Here is a 14,337-nt window from a genome sequence, read left to right as displayed (position 1 = left end):
TGCAGGCGCGATGTAACGCGAGAATCAGATCGGTCTCCATTGAAATCATCCGGTGTGGAGCGTCGAGAACTGATCTATAGAGGATACTCCCCGGAGCTCCAAAACACACGAGTCCGCGACAGATCCCTACTCGAGGACAGTACACGGCTTGCTGACGGAGAGGGATCGTATAGTCCGCTCGTTCACCGACGAAATCACGAGCGAGATGGGATCTCGCCGAAATCGGCGTGTCGTACCCCTAGTCCTCGCTCTCGTACGGTTCGCCGACCGAGGAGGGCATCCGGGTCTTCCCCCACGCCGAGAGGACGACGAGGACGGCGACGTACGGCAGGAGGTTGACCAGCCGCGAGGAGACCTCGATGCCGACGGTCTGGAACTGGACGTTCAGCATGTCGAGGGCGCCAAAGAGCAACGCGGCGGCGGCGGCCCCGACCGGGTTGTAGTTGCCAAAGAGGTAGGCGACGATGGCGATCCACCCGCGGCCGTCGGTCATCGTGTCGCCGGTGCCGACGAAGTTGCCGGCGTGAGCGAGCAGGACGGCGCCGCCCAGTCCCGCCATCGCCCCCGAGAAGATCACCGTCGCGTACCGTACGCGGTCGACGTCGATCCCCGCGGTGTCGAGGGCCTCGGGGTTCTCGCCGGCCGCCTGGATCCAGTAGCCGTAGCGGGTCCGATAGAGGACGACCCAGGCGACGGCGACGACGACGACGGTCAACAGGACGAGCGGCGACTGGTCGAAGACGATCGAGCCGACCACTGGAAGCTCTCTGAGGCCAGGGACCGCGACGTCGTCGACGCTCGCGAGCCCTGGACTGCTTCTGCTGTCCCAGATCATCGCCGCCACGAAGGGGGCGAAGCCGAGGCCGATGAACCACACCGCGAGACCGGCGACGATCTGGTCGGCCTTGTACCGGATCAACAGGGCCGCGAAGGCCACGGTCAGACAGGCGGTGATCGCCATCGAGCCGGCGATCGCGAGCCAGACGTGGGCCTGAGTCGGCGAGGTCCCGCCGAGCCCGTAGAGCAGCCCCGCTGCGGCGATCGCTCCGACGATCATGAACCCCTCGAGCCCGATGTTGAAGACGCCGCTCTTCTCGGCGTACAGCCCCCCGATCGCCGCCAGCGCGATCGGGGTCGCCATCTCCAGCGACCGGTTGACGAACCCGACCGTGATGAGCCGCTCGAGGGCGATATCGAACTGTGTGCTCGCCACCGCCCCGAGACCGATCACGACGACGGCGGCGACCGCGACCAGTCCGCCGAGGCGGAGGCGTCGGTCGGCGACGCTCATCGCCGGTCACCCCCGAGGCCGGTCCGGGCGGCGGCCATCCGGAACAGCTCCGGGGCCGCGACGAAGAGGACGACGAGCCCGACGACGCCGTCGATCAACTGGACGGGGACGTCGCTGTTGATCTGGATGTTTGACCCCCCCGACTCGAGCCCGCCGAAAAGCAGGCCCGCGGGGACGACTCCAAGGGGGTTGTTCGCCGCGAGCAGGCTGACGGCGATCGCGTCGAAGCCGTAGTTGCCGACCCCGGTCGGGTCGGTGTAGTAGCCCTGGATCATGATCGCGAACACCGCGCCCGCGAGCCCGGCGACCATCCCCGAGACGGTCATCGTCGAGACGATCATCCGTTTGGCGTCGACGCCCGAGTAGGTCGCGGCGGCCCCCTGGTGGCCGCTCGTCACCATGTCGTAGCCGAAACTCGTCCGGCTCATGAGAAGTGCGACGGCCGCGACGACCGCGAGCGTGGCGACCAGGCCGACGATCGAGAGGTTCGGGTCCGAAAAGATCACCGACGGAAGCTCGACGTTGTCGGGAAGCCGCCGGGTCCGCATCGCCGTCACCTCGGGGTCGCTGAAGCGTCCGGCGACGAGCCAGCCGACGAACCCCGTCGCGATGAAGTTCAGCATGATCGTGGTGATGATCTCGTTGGCTCCCCGGTAGGCCTTCAGTGCCCCCGGAAGCGCGGCGTACAGCCCGCCCGCGACGACCCCGGCGAGCGTGCCGACGACGATCAACAGCCAGCCGGCGGCCGTCCCCGCCGGCAGGTACGGCGCGAGCCCGACGATCGAGACGACGGTCGCGAACCCGCCGACGACGAACTGGCCCTGGACGCCGATGTTGAAGACGCCGGCACGGAAGGCGACCGCGACCGCGACCCCCGTGAGGACGAACAGCGTCGAGTACCGGAGCGTCCGCGAGATCGCCCGCTCGCCGCCGAACGAGCCGACGAGGAGCTGGTTCGCGAAGCGCACCGGGTCGTAGCCCGCCGCGGCGACGATGACCAGCCCGATACAGAGCGCGAGCAGCGTCGAGACAAGGGCGATGGCGATCCGCTCGACCATCGTCGCCTCGAGGGCCCGATCCGCGAGCCGATCGATCGCCGGCCGGAGCCCCGAGCGCGCGTCGCTCACTCGACGACACCCCCCTCGTCTTCGAGCTCACTTTCGTGGGGCCGGTCGTCCGCCCCCTCGAGTGTCCGGCCGGCCATCAACAGCCCGAGGTCCTCGTCGGTGACCTCGTCGGGGTCGACGACGCCGATGAACTCGCCTTCGTACATCACCGCGATCCGGTCCGCGAGCTTCCGGATCTCCTCGAGTTTCGAGGAGACGACGAGCACCGCGAGCCCGGCGTCCCGGAGCTCGATCAGCCGGTTGTGGATGAACTCGATCGAGCCGATGTCGACCCCTCTGGTCGGGTGGGAGGCGACCATCAACTCGGGGTCGTGGCCGATCTCCCGGCCGACGATGAACTTCTGTTGGTTCCCCCCCGACAGCGAGGCCGCCTCGGCGTCCGTCGCGGCCGGCTGGACGTCGAACTCCTCGACGACCGACTCGGCGTGGCCCTCGACGGCCCGCCAGTCGATGACGCCGCGGCTGGCGTAGGGCTCGACCGTCTGGTTGCCCAGCAACGCGTTCCGGACGAGGTCGTAGTCCTGGACGAGCCCCTCAGTCTGGCGGTTCTCGGGGATGTAGGCGATCCCGCGTTCGATCCGCTGGCGGCGGCTCTCGCCGGTGATCTCCTCGCCGTCGAGCCCGATCGTCCCCGACTCGACGCTCCGGAGCCCGACGATCGCCTCGGCGAGTTCGCGCTGGCCGTTGCCCTGGACGCCCGCGATCCCCAGGATCTCGCTCTCGCGGACGGTCAGATCGACGCCCGCGACCTGCTCGCGACCCCGATCTCCCCGAACGGAGAGGTCCTCGACGCCGAGGACCGTCTCGCCGGGGGACGTCTCCCGGTCGAGCCGGTCGAAGAGGACGTCCCGGCCGACCATCATGCGCGCCAGCTCTCCCTCGGTCGTCCCCGCCGCTGGGACGGTCCCGATCGCCTCGCCGTCCCGCAGGACCGTTATCCGGTCGGCGACGTCGAGGGCCTCGTCTAACTTGTGCGTGATGAAGATCAGCGACCGGCCGTCCGCCCGGAGGTCCCGCATGACGTCGATCAGGGCGTCGACCTCCTGGGGGGTGAGCACGGCCGTCGGCTCGTCTAAGATCAGGATCTCGGCGCCGCGATAGAGGCTCTTGACGATTTCGACGCGCTGTTGGGCGCCCAGATCGAGATCCTCGATCGGGGTATCGAGCGGGAGCTCGAAGCCGTAGCGCCCGCAGATCTCCCGGATCTTGCGTCTCGCGCTCTCGTCGTCGACCAGCCCCCCCTCGGTCGGCTCGTGGCCCAGGATGACGTTCTGGAGGACCGTCATCGGCTCGACGAGCTGGAAGTGCTGGTGGATCATCCCGACGCCGGCGTCCATCGCCGCCCGCGGCGAGTCGAACGTCCGGCGCTCGCCGTCGACGTAGATCTCGCCGTCGTCCTCGTCGTAGAGCCCGTAGAGGACGCTCATCAGCGTCGTCTTCCCCGACCCGTTCTCGCCCAGCAGCGCGTGGATCGATCCGGCCTCGAGCCGGAAGTCTACGTCGTCGTTCGCGACCACGTCGCCGAACCGCTTGGTGATCCCCTCGAGTCTGACCGCCGCGGTGTCGCGTTCGCCCATTCGCTCAGCAACTCGTCGGGCCACAGCTCAGCTCGATCTCGCCGTCGGCAAAGCCCTGTTTGGCGTTGTCGATCTCCTCTTGGACCCGGTCGGGGAGTTCGTCCTCGAACTCCTGGCCGATGACGAAGTCGATCCCCTCGTTTTCGAGGCTCAGGTTCTGCTCGCCGACCATCTCGTCGAACGTCCCCTCGACGACCGACTGGGCGACCTGATAGGTCGCCTCGTCTAAGGCCTTGACCGCCGACCCGATGATGATGTCGGCGTACTGCTCTTCGGTCACCGACTGGTCGACGTCGACGCCGATCCCGAACCGGCCGTTGTTCTGGGCGGCCGAGAACGCGCCCGCGCCCGCCGCCGAAGCGGCGTGCCAGACGATATCGGCCCCGTCGTCGATCTGGGAGGAAGCGACGTCCTCGACGCCGCTCGGGTCGTTGAAGCTGCCGCCGTAGCCGGTCAGCACCTCGACGTCCTCGTTGACCCACTCGGCGCCCTCGACGTAGGACTGCTCGAACGCCTGGATCAGGTCGTTTTCCTCGCCGCCGACGAAACCGACGGTCGCGCTCTCGGGATCGGTCGCGGCCGCGTCGGTCTCGAACTCCTCGCCGGTCATCACGCCGGCGACGACCCCCGCGAGAAACGACATCTCGTTGTTCATCTCGATCCATCCCGAGACGTTCCCGGTGTCGACGACGTTATTGATCAGCATCCAGTTCTGATCGGGGTAGTCCTCGGCGTTCGTCGTCAGCGCGTCCGTGTGGTTGTCGCTCACACAGACGATGAGGTCGTAGCCCTGGTCGGCGGCGTCGGCCTGGACTGACTCGTACTGGGCCTCCTCGGTCTCCTCGATCGTGTTGACCGCGAAGTCGAACTCGTCGGCGGCCTGCTCGAGTCCGTCAAGGGCGTTGTCGTTGAACGCGTTGTCGTCGAACCCAGCGGGACTCGAGATGATCGCCATCTCGTCGGCGCCACCGCCGCCGTTCCCGTTTCCGTTGCCGTTCCCGCTGTCGTTTCCGTTGCCGTTGCCGCCGTCGCCGCCGAGACAGCCCGCGAGCATCCCGCCCGCGATGACCGTCCCGCCCGTGGCGAGCACCGTTCGCCGGTCGATCGAATCCACGTTCCCCCCGTCGGACCCACCGTCTGCATGCGTCTGTCGTCGCATTACTCGGATGTGAGTGACCGATCACATTAAGTGTATCTTCTGACGCGTCGTCTCCGGTCGGGACAGACGGCCGGTCGTATCTGTGGCGACGCCCGGCAAGCGAGTCTCGCCGGAAGCGACCGAGACTGTATCGGCGCCCCTCGGTGGACGAATCGGGCGCCTGTAACTACACGGCATGTACGCGACATGGCTCTCACAACTACGACCTTTGGTCAAAAGCCAGGATAACTACGGACGAGAGGATCGCGAAGACCATCGTGACCACCCCGAAGAGATAGTATTGGTTTTCGAAATCGGGACTGGTGAGGAAGAGAAACAGTACGAACGACGACCCCATCAAACTGATTGCCGCTGCCCGGCTACTCGGGTCGTACGTAAAGTAGTCCCGAAAACCATTCAACATACAATCGTGTTACAGCCGTCATTTCATAATAATTGGGGTTTGCGAATCCAACCGGAACTGCGGATCCCGACCCATCGGACCACGATGGACATACACCGTAACGGTTGAACGACCCTACCCGAACGTATAGCCCCTAGCGGGGTACGCCACACGGAGCCGTCCTTCGAGGTACGACTGGGCCACGCGTTCGTCGAGCAAACCTGCATCGACACAATCGCCGAGGACCGATTTCGTCGCCCGGAATCAGGTCCGGAACTCGCAGTCGGCCGCAGGGTCTACGGCGACGACCGCGCCCCGAATCGGGGGCCGAACGCACCAGCCGAGCAGACGGACGCGATAGCCCGTGACTGCCGAGCGGACGACGAACAGCGCCTCGTAGCGCCAGGGATCCGCGTGGTCGGGGAGGACCCGCTCGCCGGGAACGTCCGCCGCGAGGGAATCGGTCGTCCCGGGATCGGGAAGCGCGAGGTCCTCGCCGCCCCACCGGCTCTCCCGGAGGTCGTACCGGTCGTCCCCGCGCGCGACGGCGACCAGTGCCCTGTGGCCCATCGGGAACGCTGGCCCCCTCATCGCATTTGAACCCCGGGTCGAAACGGTCAACTCCGTGGGGCGAGTATCCGAACTCCGATGCGATACGACGCAGTCGTCTTCGACAACGACGGCGTACTGACGACGCCGACCGACCACGGGGCGATCCGGCGGGCGATTGAGGACGCCTTCGCGGAGGTCGGTGTCGCGGACGCGACCGCCGAGGACGTCGAGACCCTGCTCGCACCGAAGGTCGAGGGCCTGGAGGGAGTCGCCGACGCCCGCGGCGTCGATCCGACCGCCCTCTGGGCGGCCCGCGAGCGGGCCGCGATCGACGTCCAGGCCGAGGCGATCCGGGCCGGTCGGAAGACCCTCTACGACGACGTTGCCGCCCTGGAGGGGCTGTCGGTCCCCCGCGCGATCGTGAGCAACAACCAACACGAGACGATCGGGACGATCGTCGATCACTTCGGCCTCGAGGAGTTTTCGCCCTGGTACGGCCGCGAGTCGACCATCGAGGGGATCGAGCGAAAGAAGCCCGGCCCCACTACGTCGAGCGGGCGATCGGGGACCTGGGGGCGGAGAACCCGCTGTACGTCGGCGACAGCCGGGTGGATATCGAGGCCGCGGCGGCCTGCGGAATCGACTCGGCGTTCGTCCGCCGGCCCCACCGCGAGGGGTATGCCCTCTCCCGGCACCGACCCACGAGATCGACTCGCTCGAGGCGATCCCGTCGCTTCTCTCCCGGTAGCCCGGGCGTCGGACGGGAGCCCCTTCAGACGGTGGCGGCGCGGGCCTCGGCGCGCTCGGCGAGCGCACGATTCATCGCCTCGAAGCCGGCGCCGACGCTGTCCTTGTCGAGGACGAAGGGGACCAGTACCCCGCGAAACGTCTCGCGCTGGAGAAAGCGCGTCCGGTCGGCCTCGCCGTCTCCGCCCTCGATCGGCTCGATGTGAAATTCGTGAAAACCGTCGAACACGAAGGGGACGAGAAGCCGGCCCCGCCACGCGAAGCGCTCGCCGGGATCGACCGCGACCACCGTCGGGGAGAACGTCATCGACCGCGAGTCCGGCGGCTCGATCCGCACCCGGAGCTCCTCGCCCTCGACCGGCCGACCCTCGATCTCGGTGACGAACGGGTTCCACTCCGGGTAGGCCTCGAACTCGAGGAGCATCTCCCAGACGGTTTCTGGCGGGGCTGCGATCTCCCGGAAGCGCTCGATCCGTTTCATGTGTATCTCTCCCACCCCTGGCCCCTTCGCCCTGCCGGTCGCCCCGACCACAACCCCCTTTAGCGCTCGGGCCCGACCACCGTCCATGCCCGCACGGTCCCCCGGGATCTCCCGGCGTGCGTTCGTGCGAAGCGCCGTCGCCATCGGCGGCGCGAGCGCGCTCGCGGCGTGTCTCGACCGCGCCAGCGAGGACCTCCCCCAGGCCTCGACCGACCCCGACGCCCTCCCCGAGCGCCAGCATGCCTGGAACGAGTACCTCCCGACCGACGAACACGGCAACGACGTCGGCCTCGAACACAACGTCCTGCTGGACCTCGAGTACGTCGGCGACGACATAGAGGGCGACCGCGAGGTCGTCGAGAGCGCCCTCCGAACGGTCGAACGGGCCTACGAGCGCGGCGAGGGCGGGATCGGCTTCACGCTCGGTTACTCCCCGTCGTACTTCGGGCGGTTCGACGACGCGCTCCCCGAGTCGGTCGACCTCCCCGCCCCCGAGCGGCTGGCCCCCTTCGAGGACCCCGCGCTCGACGACAGCGACGCCCTCCTCCACCTCGCGAGCAACCACGGCCACGCCCTGATGGGAGTCGAGGAGGCCCTGACGGGCGAACTCGACGACCTGAACGGCATCGCAGTCGAGGAGGACCTCTCGGGGGTCCTCGAGGTCGTCGGGCGCCGGTCGGGGTTCAACGGCGAGGGCCTCCCCGCCGACCACCAGGACGAGATCGCCGAAATCGCCAACCAGGAGCCGATCGACGACGACGCGCCGCTGTGGATGGGGTTCAAGTCCGGCTTCACGCACAACCAGGCGAGCGAGGATCGGGTGACGATCGAGGACGGACCGTTCGCCGGCGGGACGACCGAGCACCTCTCGAAGATCGACCTCAATCTCAGGCAGTGGTACCTCCAGGATAGCCGCGACCAGCGGGTGAGCAAGATGTTCTGTCCGGCCCACGCCGAGGAGGGCCGCGTCGAGGGCGCCGGCCAGAACCTGGGGGACTCGACGGGGATCGAGGACTGTCCGTCGGCCGAGGAGTCCGCCAGCGAGGGCGTCGTCGGCCACGCCCAGAAGGTCCACCGGGTCCGCGAGGGCGACGAACCACTCCTTCTCCGGCGGGACTTCTCCTCGAGCGACGGCGGGGAGGCCGCGACCCACTTCCTCTCGCTCCAGCGGTCGATCGCCGACTTCGTCGACACCCGCGCGGCGATGAACGGGACCGACCTCGACTCGGCGACGGGCATCCGGAACAACAACGGCATCCTCCAGTACGTCGACGTTCAGCGGCGGGCGAACTACCTCGTTCCCCCGCGGAGCCACCGTTCTCTCCCGCGACCGAACCCCGAGTAGCGAGCCGTCGCTCGCGCGCACGATTCCTTTCCGCGCGGCCGTCCCAGTTCGGCCGTGACCCGAATCGCGATCACTGGCGCGGCCGGCTCCGTCGGCCGGGAGGCGATCGAGGCGTTTCCCGACCACGACCTCGCCCTCTTCACCCACAGCGAGACCGACGACCTGGAGAGCGCCCTGTTGGAGATCGAAGACCGGGAGGCGTTCGCCGATGCGCTCTCGGACGCCGACGTCCTCGTCCATCTCGCGGCCAACCCCTCGCCCGACGCTGAGTGGGACGAGCTCGCGGGCCCGAACGTCGAGGGAGTTTACAACGCCTTCGAGGCCGCCCGCGAGAACGGTCTCGACCGGGTCGTCTTCGCCTCCTCGAACCACGCGGTCAACATGGAAAACGTCGCCTCGCCCGACCGGTCGGAGTCCACCGAGCAGCGCCCGAAAGCGGTCCGGCCCGACGACCCGACCGCTCCCGACACCTACTACGGCGTCACGAAGGTCGCGGGGGAGGCGATGGGCAGCTACTACGCCGCCCACCACGGCCTCGAGGTCGTCTCCCTGCGGATCGGCTGGCTGCTCACTCCCGAGGAGTTGGCCGACAGAGTCGAGGAGAGCGACGATCCCGGCGGACGCTACGCCCGCGCGATGTGGCTCAGTCCCGCCGACTGCCGGGCCGCGATCAACGCCGCGGCGACCGCGACCCTCGAGTCGAACCCCGTCACCGCCCACGCCGTCTCGGCCAACGAGGGGCGATTCCTCTCGCTGACGGAGACGACCCTCGAACTCGGCTACCACCCCGAGGACGACGCGGCGGCGGTACTCGACGGCTGAGACGCAGTCGGGAAAGGGAGTTCAGTCGTCCGCCGGAGCCAGCGCCGACGGCGGCCCGCCCGCGAGTTCGTCGCGGCCGTGGGGCGCCTCGAACTCGAGGTCCGGACCCCGCGCGACGATCCGGTTGGGAGTGATGTCGGGGTGGGTCGTGTAGTAGTGTTCCTTGATGTGGTCCATGTTCACGGTTTCGGCGATACCCGGGGTCTGGTACAGATCCCGGAGGTACGGCCAGAGGGTGTCGTAGTCCCGAATCTGGTTGACGTTACACATGAAGTGCGTGTGATACACCTGGTCGAACCGCACCAGGGTCGTGAACATGCAGACGTCCGCCTCGGTGAGGCGGTCGCCCGCGAGGTAACGCTGATTCTCGAGGACCGAATCCCAGCGATCCAGGGCCGAAAAGAGGTCGTCGATCGCCTCGTCGTACGGTTCCTGTTCGGTTGCAAAGCCCGCGCGGTAGACGCCGTTGTTGATCGGGTCGTAGATCGCCTCGATGATCTCGTCTACGTCCTCGCGGTTGCCCTCGGGGTAGAGATCGACGTCCTGCTCGGCGACGTCGCCGAACTCGGTGTCGAGCATCCGGAGCACCTCCTCGGATTCGTTGTTGACGATGGTGTCCTCCTTCCGGTCCCACAGCACGGGTACCGTCACCCGGCAGGTCGCGTCGGGGTCGGCCCGGACGTAGAGTTCCCGAAGGTAGTCGGCGCCGTGGATCGGGTCCTCGGTACAGCCCTCCTTCTCGGGGGAAAACTGCCAGCCGTCGTCGGCCCGGAAGGGATCGACGACGGAGACCGAGATCGCGTCCTCGAGACCGAGCAGCCGGCGGGCGATCAGGGTCCGGTGGGCCCACGGGCAGGCGTAGGAGACGTAGAGGTGGTAGCGCCCAGCCTCGGCCTGGAATCGTGCGTCGGGCTCGTCCCGGATCTTGTCGCGGAAGGTGGTCTCCCCGCGCTGGAACGAGCCGTCGTCGTCGGTCGTCTCGTGGGCGTCGGTCCGCCACTCGCCATCGACGAGCATGTTCATAGCTTCCCTCGGGGCTTGAGCCATAAGACCTCCCGGTAACGACGGCGTCACCCGGTGGCGCTTACCCGTAGAGAGCGTCGAAGAGCCAGTAGGCGACGGCGACGAGGACGAGCGCCCCGCCCTCGGGACGGGTGAGCCGCCGCCCGGTCGCGAGCAGGGCGGTCGCGACGGCGGTCAGGACGACGAGTGCTGCCAGCCCGGGACGGAGGTCGGCCGCCACGGAGAGGGGATGGATCGCGGCAGCGACCCCCAGGACCCCGGGGAGGTTGAAGACGTTCGAGCCGACGACGTTGCCCGCGGCGATCGCGACCTCGCCCCGACGGGCGGCGACGACCGAGGTCGCGAGTTCGGGGACCGACGTGCCCGCAGCGACGACGGTGACGCCGATGGCCCACTCCGAGAGCCCGGCCGCACGCGCGAGGCCGACGGCGGTCCCGACCAGGAGGTGCCCGCCGGCGACGACGAGGGCGATCCCGGCGATCAGCCGGGCGAGATCGAGCGGGTCGGTCCCGGCGTCACCGCCTGCGGGGAGCTCCGGGAGTTCCGCCGGCGTCCGGCCGGCGGCGACCAACCAGCCGAGGTACGCGAGAAGCCCCGCGAGGAGGACGATGCCGTCCCGACGGCCAACGGACCCGTCGGCGACGACGGCGACCCGCGAGAGCACGGTCTTCCCGACACCAGAGGGACCCGTGAGAAGGACGTCCTCGGTGCGGGCACCGTCGACGGCGGGTTGAAGCGTCCGGGAGAGATGATCGGCCTCGGCATCCCGGTGGCGAAGTTGCCGGGGAAGATGATCCTCGTCGAAGACGATGGGACCGGTTATCATACGTCGCAATAGGATGAACGGCATATATAAAGAGTGGTGAGAGTTCCGGCAGGCATCATCTGAGCAGATCGTGTCAAAATATTCTTCCAACGCATAGGATATTCATGTTTTCCGGAACAGTAATATACAGGAAAGTGTACTACCAGGTTATGTCTTTCGCAGAGAAGGTGCCGGGGATGAAACCGGGGGCAACAGCGCGGAACGGGATTCTGGTGGTGGCGTATCTCTTCGCGGCGATGTTTGTTATCGCTCTCCTCCCGATTGTCGTGGGAGCGGTCGTCGGGACGAACTACCGAGGGTCTGCTGATCGGCTCGCGGCGATCCCTGGCATCGAGCAGGGAGGAGGGCTCAAAACAGGTGCTGTGGCTGGTGTAATCGGGCTTGTCATCTGGGGAGTAATGCTCGGGGCTGGTGGCAGTACGGATGACACGGGCAACGAATCGGAGCCGACCCAAGCCAGCGGCGAGCTCGAGGATGCTGGCAACGACACAGCAGCCGACAACGAAACAGGCAACAACAGTAACGGGGAATCCGCGGCTAACGGTGGAGAGAGTGACTCCGACGACGGATCCTATAATTTGACTGTGACCGTCCTCAATCAGTCAGACGAGCCAATACAGGATGCAGACGTCGAACTTACACACGACGACGCAATTATCTTCCGCACGGTTGAGGACCTCCCAACCGATGCAGATGGGCAGGTGACGTTCTCTGTTGAGGAAGGGACACACGATATCGAGGTGAGTGCCGACGGCTACGAATCCGAAGACGCGAGCATCAGTATTGATAGCGACGATGAGCTCACGCTTCGACTCCCTCAAATCGAAGAGGAGGAGACTGCGACCGAATCTGAATCCCAGGCGGGAGCAGACGACGGAACCGAGTCTGGGGACGATACTGATCCCGAAACCGAGTCTGAAACTGAGGAAGACGAAACCGAGACTGCAACGGAAGAATCCACGGCGACTGAAACGGAGACACAAACTGAAGAGGAGACGGAAACGGAGACTCCCACTGAAACGGAGACCGAAACGGCAACACCATCCGAACCATCCGTCGCAGTCCCGGCGGAGGTGTCGGGCGGGGAAGCCCGAGAAGCCACCGTCACCCGGGTGATCGATGGCGACACCGTCGAGGTCCAGTTCGCTGACGGTGAAACGGATACGGTTCGACTGATCGGCGTCGACACACCCGAGACGACACTCAGTGACGTCAGCCCTGGAGAGTACGAGGGGTTCCCGGATACGCAGGGATCCCGCGATCACCTCTATAACTGGGGCCAAGAAGCAAGCCAGTATGCGACCAACGAGCTCGAAGGACAGGAGGTGCGGGTTGTCACTGACGGCGACAGTGATCGCCGAGGGAGTTTCGGACGCCTGCTCGCGTACATCTACACTGGCGAGACGAACTTCAACCTCGCACTGCTCGAGGGCGGCTATGCCCGTGTGTATGATTCGACGTTCAGTCTTCGGAGTGATTTTGACAACGCCGAGGAGAACGCACGTCAGAACGGCGTCGGGCTCTGGGACTTCGAAGCTGAAGCAACGCCGACTGCAACACCAACGCCGACACCGACGCCAACGCCGACGGAAACACCCGAATCCGGCAATGGTGGTAGTGGGGAGGTGGAACTACCCCCGCTGCCAGATGATGGTGATTACAACTGTGGCGACTTCGACACGTACGAACAGGCGAAATACGTTCTCGAGCGCGAGGATGGCGACCCGCATGGGCTTGATGCAGATGGTGATGGCATCCCGTGCGAATCTCTACAGTAAATAAAATCTGCGACAACTCTCAGGGCCTGATTGGTCGCGGGCACCAACACCCGCAGTCAAGCACGCGATCGACGCCATCGCCGACCCACAAAATGAATCCTAGTCCCGAAACCGTAGAACAGCGTGAATAGGCATGGATTCGGGCCTCTCCTTCCCCAAATCAGCGAGCGACAGCGCTGCTGAAACCTTGTGCAACACGCGCCTTTCGAGACGACGACGATGTTGCACAAGGCGAGAGGAAAAAGGGAGCCCGCTCAGGCCCATGCTACTCGTCGTCCAACTCCCGCTCTTCTTCGAGGTGGTGACACCCAACCACGATACTGTCTGGAAAGTCGTTCGTGGATGAAAATAGCGCATCAAACACCGCTTCGACCTCTTCGAACCTGGGGCCGCGCGACGCCCGAAGTGGACCCTCGTCCCAGACGGCAAACTCCCGATCAGCTAATTTGGGGAGATGGACGTGCTTGAGCTCCATCCGAAGGTGCTCAGCGTCTGGAGGTGCGCTTGGATTAGCAGCACTTTCGGGAAGCGGGACCGATTCACCGGGGTCAACGTCCATTAACGAGTGGAGCAGTTGGCGACGGGGGTCGGCCGATAACGCCTCATAAATACGGTCCCAGGTTTCAATCACGCGAACTGCATTGTCATATCTTCTGTTCACCATGTTAACACCCACCTGGTAAGTCTATATTTGTGTTAAAACGTGATAAATCCCGACCCGTCTTGTCCACTGTCGACACCAGAAAATCGGAATGGGTAGTACAAATCTGACAGTTATTGGTAATATTTTATAACTTATGGAGTGAAAGATACTTGAGGTTTGGGAACTATAGGCAGACTGTGAAGGACACCAGGACACAGCTTTACCGAGCCCACTTGTCCCGATCCGACCCTATCCCAGGGATTGTTGACTCGCTTGCCGAGGTAGAGCACACGTCCCCGTCCGAGTTGCCGACCGAACTTGGCGGCCCGTTATACGATTATATCGATCCAACAGCGCTCGAGAACATCATGGCCCGCACCGAGAACCTCACTATTTCGTTCGCCGTCGAGTCCTATCAGCTCGAAATCGATGGGGACGAGCTAGCCATCTACGAGCATTCCTGATTTCGCGCCGGTTCAGGTGCTGATGGAGAACGCAGGCGTTGAGGGCCCGGTCAGCGGCGGACTCCGTTTCCTACGGTCGAGAACGCGATCGGGATTGGATGCTGATCCAGCCCCGTCACT

The 14,337-nt window shown here is 65.7% G+C and carries 13 protein-coding genes and 1 pseudogene; 5 read left to right on the top strand and 9 right to left on the bottom strand.

The window, feature by feature from the left end; genetic code table 11:
* Positions 1-238: 238 nt before the first annotated feature.
* The 5 genes from LCF40_RS08595 to LCF40_RS08575 form a co-directional block, all read right to left on the bottom strand.
* Positions 239-1,291 (bottom strand): ABC transporter permease, encoded by a 1,053-nt coding sequence (locus tag LCF40_RS08595; protein ID WP_224828147.1) that lies wholly within the window; start codon positions 1,289-1,291, stop codon positions 239-241.
* Positions 1,288-2,418: an ABC transporter permease gene (locus LCF40_RS08590; RefSeq protein WP_224828146.1), complete on the bottom strand. Its 1,131-nt coding sequence runs from the start codon at positions 2,416-2,418 to the stop codon at positions 1,288-1,290. Before LCF40_RS08590 ends, LCF40_RS08595 begins: the two co-directional genes overlap by 4 nt.
* A complete protein-coding gene (locus LCF40_RS08585; RefSeq protein WP_224828145.1) occupies positions 2,415-3,995 on the bottom strand; it encodes an ABC transporter ATP-binding protein in 1,581 nt (526 codons plus the stop codon). Before LCF40_RS08585 ends, LCF40_RS08590 begins: the two co-directional genes overlap by 4 nt.
* A gap of 4 nt (positions 3,996-3,999) precedes the next feature.
* On the bottom strand, positions 4,000-5,154 hold the full coding sequence (locus LCF40_RS08580; RefSeq protein ID WP_224828144.1) for a BMP family lipoprotein: 1,155 nt from the start codon (positions 5,152-5,154) through the stop codon (positions 4,000-4,002).
* Positions 5,155-5,800: 646 nt separating this feature from the next.
* Entirely contained in the window at positions 5,801-6,106 is a 306-nt protein-coding gene (locus tag LCF40_RS08575; protein WP_318247896.1) for a DUF6735 family protein, read from the bottom strand.
* Between the two features lie 78 nt (positions 6,107-6,184).
* On the opposite strand from LCF40_RS08575, the pseudogene LCF40_RS08570 reads away from it, so the two are divergent.
* Positions 6,185-6,836 (top strand): annotated as a pseudogene (locus tag LCF40_RS08570) (HAD family hydrolase).
* A 24-nt stretch (positions 6,837-6,860) separates the two neighbouring features.
* Here LCF40_RS08570 and LCF40_RS08565 read toward each other — a convergent pair.
* A complete protein-coding gene (locus tag LCF40_RS08565) occupies positions 6,861-7,316 on the bottom strand; it encodes an SRPBCC domain-containing protein (protein ID WP_224828142.1) in 456 nt (151 codons plus the stop codon).
* An 85-nt stretch (positions 7,317-7,401) separates the two neighbouring features.
* Here LCF40_RS08565 and LCF40_RS08560 point away from each other — a divergent pair, with 85 nt between their 5' ends.
* The gene (locus LCF40_RS08560) at positions 7,402-8,661 is read left to right on the top strand and encodes a DUF7405 family protein (RefSeq protein WP_224828141.1); all 1,260 of its coding nucleotides are present in this window, start codon (positions 7,402-7,404) and stop codon (positions 8,659-8,661) included.
* A gap of 54 nt (positions 8,662-8,715) precedes the next feature.
* On the top strand, positions 8,716-9,483 hold the full coding sequence (locus tag LCF40_RS08555; protein ID WP_224828140.1) for an NAD-dependent epimerase/dehydratase family protein: 768 nt from the start codon (positions 8,716-8,718) through the stop codon (positions 9,481-9,483).
* A 21-nt stretch (positions 9,484-9,504) separates the two neighbouring features.
* Here the strand turns inward: LCF40_RS08555 and LCF40_RS08550 are convergent, their stop codons facing one another.
* Positions 9,505-10,506, bottom strand: a complete 1,002-nt coding sequence (locus LCF40_RS08550) for a glutathione S-transferase family protein (RefSeq protein ID WP_224828139.1) — start codon at positions 10,504-10,506, stop codon at positions 9,505-9,507.
* A 61-nt stretch (positions 10,507-10,567) separates the two neighbouring features.
* Positions 10,568-11,332 (bottom strand): sodium:calcium antiporter, encoded by a 765-nt coding sequence (locus tag LCF40_RS08545; protein ID WP_224828138.1) that lies wholly within the window; start codon positions 11,330-11,332, stop codon positions 10,568-10,570.
* Between the two features lie 104 nt (positions 11,333-11,436).
* Here LCF40_RS08545 and LCF40_RS08540 point away from each other — a divergent pair, with 104 nt between their 5' ends.
* Positions 11,437-13,110, top strand: coding sequence for a thermonuclease family protein (locus tag LCF40_RS08540; RefSeq protein ID WP_224828137.1), 1,674 nt, complete (start codon positions 11,437-11,439; stop codon positions 13,108-13,110).
* A gap of 265 nt (positions 13,111-13,375) precedes the next feature.
* Here LCF40_RS08540 and LCF40_RS08535 read toward each other — a convergent pair whose 3' ends face one another.
* Positions 13,376-13,774: a hypothetical protein gene (locus tag LCF40_RS08535; protein ID WP_224828136.1), complete on the bottom strand. Its 399-nt coding sequence runs from the start codon at positions 13,772-13,774 to the stop codon at positions 13,376-13,378.
* A 176-nt stretch (positions 13,775-13,950) separates the two neighbouring features.
* Here LCF40_RS08535 and LCF40_RS08530 point away from each other — a divergent pair, with 176 nt between their 5' ends.
* Positions 13,951-14,217 (top strand): HalOD1 output domain-containing protein, encoded by a 267-nt coding sequence (locus LCF40_RS08530; protein WP_224828135.1) that lies wholly within the window; start codon positions 13,951-13,953, stop codon positions 14,215-14,217.
* Positions 14,218-14,337 lie beyond the last annotated feature (120 nt).

This window comes from Saliphagus infecundisoli (assembly GCF_020177375.1).
Lineage (GTDB): Archaea > Halobacteriota > Halobacteria > Halobacteriales > Natrialbaceae > Saliphagus > Saliphagus infecundisoli.
The sequence above is the reverse complement of the archived record's forward strand: the minus strand, read 5'-3'. Positions and strand labels throughout refer to the sequence as shown.